Here is a 13,452-nt window from a genome sequence, read left to right on the forward strand (position 1 = left end):
GATTTGTAATACCAAAGGGGACAGTGTTTACACAAATTTCACTTCTTCTAATATTTATAATTTCTATTTACTATAGTTATAAAGTTATTTTATTGGAAGCACATCGGAGTCTATTTATTGGAGCTTGGTCTGCACTATTGATATTGTGTATGATAGGTTATTTAATTACTCTAGATATAGGAAATCCTTATTATTTTTCTCAAATTAAGGCAATACTTTTATTCTTGTTACCTTTATTTCCATTTTACTACTTAGCTAAAAATGGGAAATTGACTGAAAAGCATTTATTACGCTTCTTTCTATTAATGTTTTTAGTAACAATTCTGAATTTTAATTATTCTGAGAAGTTAATTTTATTAAGTCGAGATAATGATAGTAGTGATGTAGTAAATAATTTAGCTTATCAATTTGTTTTATTAGTTCCTTATTTATTTATAGTAAAAAGAAACTTGGTTTCTATCTTGTTTTTTGGTATTATTTTTTCCTTCATTATACAAGGATCTAAAAGAGGAGCTCTAATAGCTGGTGTATTAATATCTCTATTTTTTATATATCATAGGTTGAGTATGGTTGATCATAAATATAGAGTTCGTAGTTATATTCTATTAACTTTCTGTATGGGGTTTTTAGTGTTATATTTATATAAGTACTTTTTAAGTAATGAGTACTTAATTAATAGATTTTCAAGGATAGATGATGGTGGGAGTGGTAGAGATATTATTTACTCAAGTTTATTAGGGGCTTGGTATAATAGCGATAATATTTTAAATTTCATTTTTGGTTATGGATTTTCTAGTACGCTAGATTTATCCTCTACTGGGAATTTTGCTCATAATGATTGGCTTGAAATTCTAATAAATTTTGGTTTATTAGGATTCTTCTTATATATTCTTATTTTCTTAGGTCTACTGAAAATAGTCTATAAAGAGAAATTTAAGAAAGAATATAAGTTGGTTTTGTTAGCTATAATTTTTATGTGGTTTCTTATTACTCTTTTTTCAATGGTTTTTAACTCATACTCTAGTGTAATAATAACACTATTAATCGCTTTTCTTATTGGACGCAGTAAGTTCGAAAAGAAAACTAATTGTATTTAAAGGGTGTGGTATGAATATGAAAGTTATTTTAAGAAAATTTCAAACCTTTCTTAATAATCCAAGAATTCTTTTAATTAAGATTTTGTATTTAATTTCCCCAATTTTTAGTGATGCTCTTTATTTAAAGTTACTTTTTCCATTGAAAACTGGTTATAAACTTAATTTAAATAAGCCTAGAACATATAATGAAAAATTGCAATGGTTAAAAATTCACTATAAAACACCTGTTATGACGAAAATGGTAGATAAGTTTCTTGCAAAAGAATTTGCAAGAAATATTATCGGTGATGATTTTATTGTTAAATCTTATGGTACTTGGAATAGTTTTGAAGAAATTGATTTCAATGTGTTACCCAAAAGCTTTGTTCTTAAAACTACTCATGATCAAGGTGGTGTAATTATTGTTCGTGATAAAAATAAGTTAGATAAAGAATATGCTAAAAACAAATTAAGTAAGCATTTAAATAGACAGCATTATTTTCTTTCACGCGAATGGCCATATAAAAATGTTAAGCCTAGGATTATGGCGGAAGCTCTTTTAATAGATAATGAAGTAGATGATTTATATGATTATAAATTTTATTGTTTTGATGGTGAGCCTAAAATTATGTATATAGCACATGGAAGGCATACAGATACTTGCTACTTTGATTTTTATGATATGGATTTCAATAAGTTGGATATTTCTAGACCTGGATATCCTCAATCTAATCAACATTTTGAAATTCCTGCTAACTGGGAATTAATGAAACAGTTAGCAAGGAAGCTGTCTTTAGGCTTCCCTCATCTTCGAGTAGATTTCTATAATATTAATGGGAGAGTATATTTAGGAGAATTAACTTTTTTCCAAGGAGGCGGTCTTATGCCATTTCAGCCGGAAATTTGGGATAAAGTATTAGGAGATTGGATTCACTTAGAAAAATTGAGTAATTTTAAGTAGAGACTTTATGAAGATAGCTAAAATTTTAGTTGGTGATCCAACTAATAAAAAAGGAATGTTTAATAATATTTTAGAGAGGACAAAGCATTTAATGCTTGTCGAGCCAGATGTAGATTGCTATATGATTCGCATTGAATATGGCTTTATATTAGGTTTTTTAAAGAAAAAAACACCTAAATGTAAACGCGAGGAGTTTACATTGGTTGATGGAGTTAAGTTCAAAAACCTATGGCTTAAAATGGATTTTTTTAGTTATTTAATAACTCATTATTTACATAAAAGAATTGTGATCTGTCCTAAGAAACTAAAGCAATATTCAAATCTCTTTAAAAATTATGATTTATTATCTACTCATGGTATAGAAGCTCATTATTTATCTGTGCTTGTAAAGGAAAAATATCAAATTCCTTTTGTTGCTACATGGCATGGATCAGATATTAATATTACTCCTTTTCATACTATTCAGACTAAATGTGAAGTAAAAAAATTATTAGATATGGCTGATCATAATTTTTTCGTTAGTGAAAAGTTAATGAAAATCTCTGACAAAATTAGTAAAGACGCAAGTAAAGGGGTACTTTATACTGGACCAGCTAAGAATTTTTATAGATTTTCAAATGAGAAAATAAAACAATTACGTGATAAATATCAAATAAAAACTACATATATTGTTGGTTTTATTGGGAATATAGTTGAAATTAAAAATGTTTTAATTCTTCCTGCTTTATTTAAAGAAATTCAAAAAAGATTAAACAATGATGTAAGCTTTATAGTCGTAGGAGATGGTAATTTAGACTCTAAATTAGAACAAAAATTTTGTGAGCAACAGATTAATAATCTATATCTGATGGGGAAAAAAGAACCAGAGGAAGTGCCAGATATTATGAATTCCTTAGATTTGTTAGTTCTACCTAGTTTGAATGAAGGGTTACCTCGTGTTACTTTAGAAGCTCAAGCTTGTGGGGTCTGTGTGGTGGGTTCCAATCGTGGAGGAATTCCTGAGGCAATTGGTAGTGAAAACTGTTTTGAATTAGATGGAAACTTTGTTCATAATGTGGCAAATAGAACAATAGAGCTCCTTTCTGGTAAAAGGGATATTTTACAGTTACCTGAAAAATTTTCTTGGGATACGGCCATTAAGAAAGAACTATCTGTATATCATTCTTTAAATAATATATTTTAGGTTTAGGAGCCTTAATTAATGACATCGTCAGTGACTACACTTGGATTAGGTTATATTGGATTGCCCACATCTGCCTTAATCGCTACTCATAAAATTCCTGTACATGGGGTCGATATTTCACAGAAAGTTGTAGATACAATTAATGCTGGAAAAATTCATATTGTAGAGCCAGACTTAGATTTGGCAGTAGCAAATGCAGTAAAATCTGGTTATTTAAAAGCGAATATTAAGCCTGCTGAAGCAGATACCTATCTTATTGTGGTACCTACACCATTCAAAGGTAATCATGAACCAGACATTTCCTATATTCAAGTGGCTACAGAAAATATTTTACCTCTGTTAAAAGAAGGTGATTTATACATTATTGAATCGACCTCTCCGGTTGGTACCACAGAGTGTATGCGGGATTTTATCTATACACGCCGTCCAGAGTTAACTGACAAACTTTATATAGCTTATTGCCCAGAGCGTGTTTTACCTGGTAATGTTATGTATGAATTAGTTCATAATGACCGTGTTATAGGTGGTATCAATTCTGCTTCTACCGAAAAAGCAGTCGCTTTTTATAAGCAATTTGTCAAAGGTGAGTTGCATACAACCAATGCACGCACTGCAGAAATGTGTAAATTGACAGAAAACTCTTCTCGAGATGTCCAAATCGCATTTGCAAATGAATTATCTTTAATTTGTGATAAAGCTGACATTAACGTTTGGGAACTGATCCACCTTGCCAATAAGCATCCTCGCGTTAATATTCTTCAGCCTGGTAGTGGTGTAGGCGGACATTGCATTGCTGTTGACCCGTATTTTATTACTGCAGAATTTCCACGTGAAGCTCAAATTATTGGTAAAGCGCGTGAAATAAATAATTATAAAGCTTTTTGGTGTGCAGAAAAAATTGCCAACACCATTCGTGATTTTGAAGTGAAGCATAATAAGACACCATCTGTAGCTTTAATGGGCTTGGCTTTTAAACCAAATATTGATGATTTGCGCGAATCACCAGCGGTTTACATTATACAAAAAGTATTACAACAGGCTAAAGGAGAGACGTATTTCATAGTTGAACCAAATGTTGAAGAGCATCCTTATTATAAAATTACCAAGCTAGAGGAAGCTATTGAGAAAGCGGATATTGTAGCTTTACTTGTCGCACATAATGAATTTAAAGATATTGCTATTAGTAATGGAAAAGTGATTTTAGATTTCTGTGGGGTGATTAAATAATGAAGGTTTTGGCTGTATTTGGTACACGTCCTGAAGCAATTAAAATGGCCCCTTTGGTCAAAGCATTAGAAGCAGATGAGTTTTTTACTGCAAAAGTTGCAGTAACAGCTCAACATCGTGATATGCTTGATCAAGTGTTGGAGCTTTTTGAAATAAAACCAGATTATGACCTAAACTTAATGAAGCCTGGTCAAGATTTATATGACGTAACTTCGGGTGTATTACTGGGATTACGTGATATTTTAAAAGATTTCCAACCTGATATTGTTTTAGTTCATGGGGATACAGCTACAACATTTGGTGCCTCATTAGCAGCTTTCTATCAACAAATTCCTATTGGACATGTTGAAGCAGGTTTACGTACTAACAATATGTATTCACCATGGCCAGAAGAAGCAAATCGTGTTTTAACTGGTCGCTTAGCACAATGGCATTTTGCACCTACTATACGTAATCAAAATGCATTGTTGGCAGAGAATATACCAAAATCACAGATTTTAGTTACAGGAAATACGGTGATTGATGCATTACAAATAGTTGTGAGCAAGATTGAATCATCATTTGAGTTACGTGAATCTATCCAAGATACTCTAACTCAAGCTGGCTTAAGCATAGATGTAATCGGTAAACGTTATTTATTAGTTACAGGCCACCGTCGAGAAAATTTTGGGGGAGGCTTTGAAAATATTTGTGCTGCTCTTGAGCAGTTGGCAATAAAAAATCCTGAAACACATTTTGTTTACCCTGTTCATTTGAATCCGAATGTTCAAGAACCTGTGAAACGTTTATTAGGTAGTTTAAAAAATATTCATTTAATTGAGCCTCTAGGTTATGAGCCTTTTGTATACTTAATGCAGCACGCTTATTTGGTACTAACTGATAGTGGTGGGGTACAAGAAGAGGCTCCTGGCCTTGGTAAACCTGTTTTAGTCATGCGAGATACAACAGAACGCCCTGAAGCTGTGGAGGCAGGCACTGTCCGACTAGTAGGAACAGATGTAAATGTGATTACTATGCAAGTTCAGAAATTGCTCGATGATACAGTTATTTATAAAACTATGTCTAAAGCTCATAATCCCTACGGAGATGGAAACGCTAGTTGTCGCATAATAGAATATCTTAAGGATAATAAATTTACTAAATAAGTGGATTAAAATAATAAGTCAATATACTATTTATATTATAATATATTGACTTATGAGATTTATTTGTATGAAAGTAAAGAGAATTTTACATGTAACAGCTTTAAGAGAGTTGGGGAGTGGTCAAAGAAATCAACTTAAATATGAAGTTAATGCAGCAAAAGAGATACAAGATATTAACTGGAATACAATAGCTTTTCATTCTGGTGAAAAAATTGAAAGTTTTGAAAATAGAACTCCTAAGTATATTGATGTATTGGTACTTCGAAATATTTATTTTTGGTTAAAAGTAATAAGAATGAGTAAATATTATGATATTGTAATGTTTCGATATCTACCTTTTGATATATTTTCAATTATATTTTCTCCATTTGTGAGAAATAGAGTAAGTGTACACCATTCTAAGGAAATTGAAGAGTTGGTATTAATTAAAAAAGGTTGGAAAGGTATTTTTGCTTCAATCATAGAAAGGTTTACTGGAAAAATATCTATTAATAATAGTTTATTAATAGCTGGAGTTACAGAGGAAATAGCAAAATATCAAAATGAAAGAAGGAAATTAAATAAAAAATATGTTACTTATCAGAATGGTATTAAATTAAGTGATATATGTATTGCTGATGATAATAGATTAGATAATGAGATAAATATAATTTTTGTTTGTAGCTATTTTACTGAATGGCATGGCTTAGATATCTTGCTAGATTTCCTTAATACAAATGATATAGATGATAACTTTTTTATACATTTAATTGGGAATTTGAATACTGATCAACTTTTAATAATTGAAAATAATAAATATAAGAATAATATTAAGATTTATGGTGTCCTAAATAAAAATGAAATTTATTCAATAGCATCAAAGTGTGATACAGCTTTAGGCTCATTAGCTTTATTTCGTCAAAATATGAGTGAGGGGTCAACTTTAAAAGTTAGTGAAATGCTTGCTATGGGAATACCAGTATATTCTGGTCATAAAGATGCTTCATTACCTGAAGATTTCCCCTACTATACTTTTAAAAAAGATTTTAATTTTTTTGAATTATTAAATTTTTCTAAAAAGCATAAAGTTATATCTAGATTGGAAGTTCGGGAGGCATCTAGTGTGTATATAGAAAAGAGTAATATTATGAAAAACTTTATTCGAACACTGAATTGCATAATTGAAGACTAAATTTAAATTAAGTGACTTACTATGATCGTAGTTCTTATAGGTACTGTTGCCTCAAGTTTTTATGGCTTTCGAGCTGATCTTATTAAAGAGTTAGTTAAGAAAAATGTGAAAGTTTATGCTTTCACTATAGATAATCAGGCCTTAGAATTGAAAAAAATACAATGGCTCGGTGCTATACCTGTAGTTTATTCGCTTAATCGTGGTAGCTTAAATCCTTTATCAGATTTATATGCTACATATAAATTATCAAAACAAATTAAAGAGTTAAAGCCAGATTTAGTACACAGTCATATTTTTTATAGTCATGTTCTTTCTCGCATACTAAAACCTTTATTTGGATATACATTAATATGTTCAGAGCATGGCTCTATTTCTCCTTATACCAAAATACCTAAGCTATTTTTCAAAATTAATAATTTCTTAAAAAAACAGTCAAATTTGAATACAAATGTATGTAAAGAGGCTGTTCAGAGCTATATTGATTATGGTTTTTATAAAAAAAATGAGATTGTTTCAGTTTATAATGGGGTCAATTTTACTAAATTTTCTAATTTAGAAGACCAAGTTGTTCCTGAAGAGATTGATTTATATTTTAGATCTAAAGGTAAAATATTTCTGTCAATTGGCAGGCTGTCATCAGAGAAAAACTTTTCATTACTTATTCAAGCTTTTTCTAAATATTTTATCAAAAATAATGTAGATGATAAGCTCTTAATTATAGGGGAAGGTAAAGAGAAAGAAAAATTAAAAAAAATGGTATATGATTTGGGAATGAGTAAAAACATTCATTTCCTTGGTCGTAGAAATGATGTGGCAGCACTTTTAAAATTATGTGATTTTTATTGTTTGTCATCAGATCATGAAGGACTTCCTACTGTATTGTTAGAAGCAGTCTTTTCAAAAAAACCAATTATTTCTACGGCTTGTTGTGGTGCTAAAGAGATACTTTTAGATGAACGATTTACATCACCCATAGGTGATGTTGATAGGTATGCTTTAAAGTTATTAGAGGCGAGAAATTTTGATCATTCATTAATTATAGAACAACGTTATCAAAATGCACTTGAAAACTTTAGTGAGAAAGCAATGTTAGAAACGTGGTCTCAAATTTATACTGATTTGACAAAATAAATGTATATTCTAGGTTTAAATTTCAAATGCTAAGTATTGTTTATATTATTACCCGCTCAGATGTACTAGGAGGCGCTAGTGTACATCTTCTTGACTTAGCAAAAGGAATGATTAGTCAAGGACATGAAGTGCATATTTTGGTGGGTGGAACAGGTGCTTTTACTGAGGAGCTTGAAAAAAATGATATTAGCTTTAGTCCACTAAATCATTTAAAGAGAGAAATTTCTTTAATACATGATGCGCTTGGTTTTTGGGAAATTAAAAAGCACTTAAAAAAACTGAAGCCGGATATTGTACATTGTCATTCGAGTAAAGCAGGCCTATTGGGACGTTTAGCAGCTAAGTCACTAGGCTTGCCAGTAGTATTTACAGCACATGGTTGGGCTTTTACAGAAGGGATAAGTCCAAGAAAACAAAAAATTTATGCCCAAATTGAAAAATTTCTAATTAAATTTTCAGATCATATTATTACAGTGTCAGAATTTGATCGTATATATGGTTTTAATTTTGGTGTGGGGTCACTAGATATAGTAACTACTGTTCATAATGGCATACCTATTCAAGATTTACAAATTGAGAAAGTCAGACAGTTTGATCAGCCTTGTAAAATAATAATGGTTGCACGTTTTGACGATCAAAAAGATCAAATGACTTTAATTCAAGCATTAGGTTTGTTGAAAAATAAAAATTGGGTTATGGCGTTTATAGGATCAGGTCCAACTGTTGAGCGATGCAAACAAGAAGCTAATAAATTAGGGTTGGGAGATAAAATAAAATTTCTTGGGCAGCAACGCAATGTTAAAGATTTTCTAAATAACTCAGACATCTTTGTATTATCTACAAATTATGAAGGTTTTCCTTTGACAATTCTTGAAGCCATGAGAGCTAAGTTACCAGTTATAGCAACAAATGTTGGGGGTAACAATGAAAGTGTTATAGATAAAGAAACAGGCTTTTTAACAAATAAGAATGATGTTCAAGATCTATCTACAGCCCTTTCTACTTTAATTGATGACAGAAATTTAGCTATAGAAATGGGTAAGCGTGGATATGAGCGTCTTATTACAGAATTTACACATGATTTGATGCTGACAAAAATCCTTAAAATCTATACAAAAGTAGTGACTTTAAAATGAAAATTTTAATCACAGGTGCAACAGGATTCGTCGGTACAGCTCTGACTGAACAGGTGAGTAGTTTGTATAACACGATTGCTTTAGTTCGCACTCAGAATTATGCACTTTCTTCAAATATCCAACAACTTGTTGCTGCTAATATTTTTGCAGCAGACTTACCTGAAAATATAGACGTCATTATTCATTTAGCAGGCCGTGCTCATATTCTAAATGAACAATCAACAGACCCATTGAGCGAATTTCGTAAAGTGAATTTAGAAGGTACTTTGCAATTAGCACGTCAAGCTTTGGATAAAAAAGTAAAACGTTTTATTTTTATGAGCTCTATAGGTGTTAATGGTTCAGTGACTTCCCAACAACCCTTTACAGAAGATGCTCCAGCACAACCTTATGCAGATTATGCTGTTTCTAAACTAGAGGCTGAACAAGAACTCAAAAAGCTGTTTGCTGGATCAGACACAGAATTAGTTATTATTCGTCCACCCTTAGTTTATGCTGCTCGTGCACCAGGTAACTTTGCTCGGTTACTCAAACTAGTTGCAAGCAATTTACCTTTACCTTTTGCAGGCACACAAAATAAACGTAGCTTTGTTGCACTTGAAAATTTGGTAGACTTTATCCAAACCTGTATTGAACATCCAAATGCAGCCAATCAAACATTTCTAGTTGCAGATCAAACGAGTATTTCGACACGTGAGTTAGTGCAATATTTAAAACAGGGCATGGGAAAACCTGTAAGTTTCATTTATATTCCGCAACCGCTTATGAGACTAGGGGCAGCATGTATTGGCAAATCTAAACTTTATGAACAGTTGTTTGAATCACTAGAAGTCGATACGACCAAAGCGCAGAAGTTGCTGGGTTGGACAGCGCCATTGAGTACCCAGCAAGCGATGCTGCAAGCGGGTCAAAATTATTTAAAAATGAAAGAGTAATTTACGCATGTCAATTTTTGCACTGAGCATCGTATTTTTTATACTGACATTACTATTTACAGGCTACATGCGTCATTATGCCCTCAAAAAAAATATAATAGACAACCCCAATGAACGTAGCTCCCACAGTGTACCCACGCCCCGCGGTGGTGGTGTTGCGGTGGTGTGTAGCTATTTATTGGCCTTGGCTGTGCTGATCTATAGCCAACAATTGACACTACATATTGGCTTAACTCTTATGGCAGCGGGTTTTGTCATCGCTTTACTTGGTTTTTTGGATGATCATGGGCATATTAACTCCATGCTGCGTTTAGCCGTACACTTCTTGGTGGCCATTGGTGTGGTGACCAGCTTGGGAGGCTTTAGCGAAGTTACAGCTTTTAATGGTCTGCAACTTGGCTTTATCGCCAATATTATTGCAGTATTATTTTTGGTGTGGTTACTCAATCTATACAACTTTATGGATGGCATTAACGGAATTGCTAGTGTCGAAGCAATCACCACTGTCGTTAGTATGGCCATTTTGTATTATGTACTGAATACCACATTAAACTCAGACATACTTTGGTTATTGGCAGCCTGTGTATTTGGCTTTTTACTGTGGAACTTTCCCAAGGCTAAAATTTTTATGGGCGATGCCTGTAGCGGATTTCTCGGCCTCACTTTGGGTATTTTGGCACTCATCGCCCTCAAAAAAAACTTGGCACTTTTTTGTGCGTGGATCATTTGTCTAGGTGTATTTGTGGTAGATGCGACTTATACCCTGATCAAACGCGTATTGAGCGGCTATAAAATGTATGACGCACATCGAAGCCATAGCTATCAAATTTTATCGCGTAAATGCGGGAGTCATACCCCCGTGACGTTGGCGGTTGCCGCAATTAACCTATTGTGGTTATTTCCTATCGCTTATATAACGGTTACACAACCATGGGCGTACCCTGAACTGGCAGTACTGATTGCCTATTTGCCATTGCTATTTGTGGCTATAAAATTCAAGGCAGGTCATCCCGATGCTTAATAAACCCAGTTTGTTAATTTTAGGTGCAGGGGGATACGGTTTAGCCGTTGCAGAAGCTGCAGAACTGAGTGGACAATGGCAAGAGATTAAGTTTGCCGATGACCGTTGGCCTGCAACACAGCATGTTGCGGAATATAACATTGTGACAAATATTGCTAATTTAAATCAGTTGCAGAATACGCAGCTTCAAGCGATTGTGGCAGTAGGCAGTAATACATTACGGCAGCAATGGCAACAGACCTTACGAGCCTTGGGTATAGAATTAACTTCGGTTATTCATCCACACAGCATGATTAGTCCAACCGCTCAAATCGGTTTAGGGGTCAGTGTGATGGCAGGGTGTATCATTAGTCGTAAAACTGTGATCAACGATGGTGTAATTTTAAATATTGGTACATTATTGGATCATGACGTGGTCATTGAGGAATTTGCTCATTTAAGCGTGGGGGTAAAAGTCGCAGGTGGTCAAACTATCGCTGCACATTCATTTTTAGAGGTTGGAACCTGTATTCTGCATTAAAGTAATACGGTGTTTTAAAATTCAAATATTAATAATAGTATATTTATGAAATCCATTATCGAACCTGCTGTTGAATCCCCCCGCTTAGTCAAACTTGCATTTTTAATGGTGCTGGACTTTTGTGTATTTCCTGTCTTGCTGTGGCTATGTTATGCCATTCGTCAGTTTGACCTAGGCGCAGAAGTGGTGCCCAACTTGGCTTTTGGTTCGGTATGGGCAAGTGTAATTGCCGTTGTATCGCTGTTTATTTTTGGGGTGTATCGCTTTATTGTGCGCACCTACTGCGAGCTGTTTATGGTCAAACTGGGGTTGGGTACTGCTTTGACTGTGGCAGGGTTGTATGCGTTGGCTTACTTTACTGATGCCTTTATTCCCACTTCTATTCCGCTCATGTTCGGATTTCTTATGTTCGCATGGGTTTGGTTTAGCCGTGGTTTTATTCGGTTTATCGTGCGTTCTTATTTACAAGCCGATGTACAAAAAAAACGTGTGGCGATTTATGGTGCAGGCAATGCAGGACAGCAAATTGCAGCAGCACTATACAATTCAGATGAACACTTACCCGTATTATTTATAGATGATGATCCCTCACTCACTGGGCAGCAGTTGGGACGTTTAAAAGTCTATGACGCAGACAGCGCATTAAAATTGTTAGCTAAAAAAAATGTCGATGAAATTCTGATTGCGCTGCCTTCGGTCGGACGGATGCGTAAAAGCGAGATCGTCAAATTTTTAGAACCTGCACATATTAAAATTACCGAAATTCCAGGACTGACCAAACTGGTCGATGGTGAAATTCGCGTATCGGATATTCAGGAAGTCGATATTATTGACTTGCTCGGGCGTGACCCTGTGCCGCCTGTACCCGAACTGTTGGCTAAAAATATTCAAGACAAAATGGTCTTGGTTACAGGGGCGGGGGGGTCCATTGGTTCTGAATTGTGTCGTCAAATTGTCAAAAATAAACCTAAAGCTTTGGTGATTTATGAACTGACCGAATTTGCGTTGTACAGCATTGACAAAGAATTACGCTTAAATAGCGATGTCACGATTATCCCGATTTTAGGTTCAGTGTTGGATCAGGCCAAACTAGAGCGAGTGATGGAACAGTATAGGGTTCAAACCGTGTACCATGCGGCTGCTTACAAACACGTGCCGTTGGTAGAATGTAACCCATTGGCAGGTTTGAAAAACAACGCCATTGGTACGGCATTTAGCTTAAATGCAGCGGTCAAAACAGGTGTGGAAACCTTTGTACTCATTTCTACCGATAAAGCCGTGCGTCCAACCAATGTCATGGGGGCGTCTAAACGTATGGCAGAATTGTATTGTCAGGCCATGGCAGAAGCGCAAGATCAGACCCAAATTAGCATTGTCCGTTTTGGGAATGTTTTGGGTTCATCGGGTTCGGTGGTGCCGTTGTTTAAACAGCAAATTGCCAAAGGTGGGCCCATTACCGTGACTCATCCTGAAGTCACCCGTTACTTTATGACCATTCCAGAAGCCTCGCAATTGGTGATTCAGGCGGGTGCATTAGGTCAGGGGGGCGATGTATTCCTGCTGGATATGGGGGAACCTGTACGCATTCAGGACTTGGCCCGTCAAATGATTGCACTAAGTGGTTTAAAAGTACGAGAAACAGGCAGTCAGGAAGGTGATATTGAAATTCAATATTCAGGCTTACGCCCAGGCGAAAAACTTTACGAAGAATTGTTGATTGATGCCGATAATACCGAAGTGACCCAGCACAGTCGTATTTTACGTTCTTATGAAAAAATGTATCCGTTGGATGAATTGCTGATGGTGTTTGAGCGTATGCATGACTTAACCGCAATTCAAAGTGATATCGACTGGGCTTTGGCACAGCTGGAACACTATGTTGATGGTTATGTCCGTGGGACAGAAATTAAGGTGAACTAAATTTCAAAAACTAAGTTGAAGTAAGT

12 protein-coding genes are annotated in these 13,452 nt (G+C 34.4%); all 12 read left to right on the forward strand.

Translation table 11 applies throughout. The features are described from left to right. Positions 1-149: 149 nt before the first annotated feature. The 12 genes from HYI04_RS04265 (at position 150) to HYI04_RS04320 (ending at position 13,426) form a co-directional block, all read left to right on the forward strand. Entirely contained in the window at positions 150-1,097 is a 948-nt protein-coding gene (locus HYI04_RS04265; RefSeq protein ID WP_178895884.1) for an O-antigen ligase, read from the forward strand. Between the two features lie 10 nt (positions 1,098-1,107). After that, a complete protein-coding gene (locus tag HYI04_RS04270; RefSeq protein ID WP_218645659.1) occupies positions 1,108-2,037 on the forward strand; it encodes an ATP-grasp fold amidoligase family protein in 930 nt (309 codons plus the stop codon). Between the two features lie 7 nt (positions 2,038-2,044). Beyond that, positions 2,045-3,220: a glycosyltransferase family 4 protein gene (locus HYI04_RS04275; RefSeq protein WP_178895885.1), complete on the forward strand. Its 1,176-nt coding sequence runs from the start codon at positions 2,045-2,047 to the stop codon at positions 3,218-3,220. Positions 3,221-3,238: 18 nt separating this feature from the next. Next, on the forward strand, positions 3,239-4,447 hold the full coding sequence (gene wecC / locus HYI04_RS04280; protein ID WP_178895886.1) for a UDP-N-acetyl-D-mannosamine dehydrogenase: 1,209 nt from the start codon (positions 3,239-3,241) through the stop codon (positions 4,445-4,447). After that, positions 4,447-5,592, forward strand: a complete 1,146-nt coding sequence (gene wecB, locus HYI04_RS04285; RefSeq protein ID WP_178895887.1) for a non-hydrolyzing UDP-N-acetylglucosamine 2-epimerase — start codon at positions 4,447-4,449, stop codon at positions 5,590-5,592. The genes wecC and wecB overlap by 1 nt, the downstream gene beginning before the upstream one ends. 67 nt (positions 5,593-5,659) lie before the next feature. After that, complete coding sequence (locus HYI04_RS04290) at positions 5,660-6,763, forward strand: glycosyltransferase (RefSeq protein WP_178895888.1); 1,104 nt, start codon at positions 5,660-5,662, stop codon at positions 6,761-6,763. Positions 6,764-6,784: 21 nt separating this feature from the next. After that, a complete protein-coding gene (locus tag HYI04_RS04295; RefSeq protein ID WP_178895889.1) occupies positions 6,785-7,894 on the forward strand; it encodes a glycosyltransferase in 1,110 nt (369 codons plus the stop codon). A 26-nt stretch (positions 7,895-7,920) separates the two neighbouring features. After that, the gene (locus HYI04_RS04300; RefSeq protein ID WP_178895890.1) at positions 7,921-9,030 is read left to right on the forward strand and encodes a glycosyltransferase family 4 protein; all 1,110 of its coding nucleotides are present in this window, start codon (positions 7,921-7,923) and stop codon (positions 9,028-9,030) included. Continuing rightward, entirely contained in the window at positions 9,027-9,965 is a 939-nt protein-coding gene (locus HYI04_RS04305) for an NAD-dependent epimerase/dehydratase family protein (RefSeq protein WP_178895891.1), read from the forward strand. The genes HYI04_RS04300 and HYI04_RS04305 overlap by 4 nt, the downstream gene beginning before the upstream one ends. Before the next feature lie 7 nt (positions 9,966-9,972). Then, positions 9,973-10,986 (forward strand): glycosyltransferase family 4 protein, encoded by a 1,014-nt coding sequence (locus HYI04_RS04310; protein WP_178895892.1) that lies wholly within the window; start codon positions 9,973-9,975, stop codon positions 10,984-10,986. Beyond that, on the forward strand, positions 10,979-11,506 hold the full coding sequence (locus tag HYI04_RS04315; RefSeq protein WP_178895893.1) for an acetyltransferase: 528 nt from the start codon (positions 10,979-10,981) through the stop codon (positions 11,504-11,506). The genes HYI04_RS04310 and HYI04_RS04315 overlap by 8 nt, the downstream gene beginning before the upstream one ends. A 45-nt stretch (positions 11,507-11,551) precedes the next feature. Then, positions 11,552-13,426, forward strand: coding sequence for a nucleoside-diphosphate sugar epimerase/dehydratase (locus HYI04_RS04320; protein WP_178895894.1), 1,875 nt, complete (start codon positions 11,552-11,554; stop codon positions 13,424-13,426). Positions 13,427-13,452 lie beyond the last annotated feature (26 nt).

The organism is Acinetobacter sp. SwsAc2, from assembly GCF_013391465.1.
GTDB classification, from domain to species: domain Bacteria; phylum Pseudomonadota; class Gammaproteobacteria; order Pseudomonadales; family Moraxellaceae; genus Acinetobacter; species Acinetobacter johnsonii.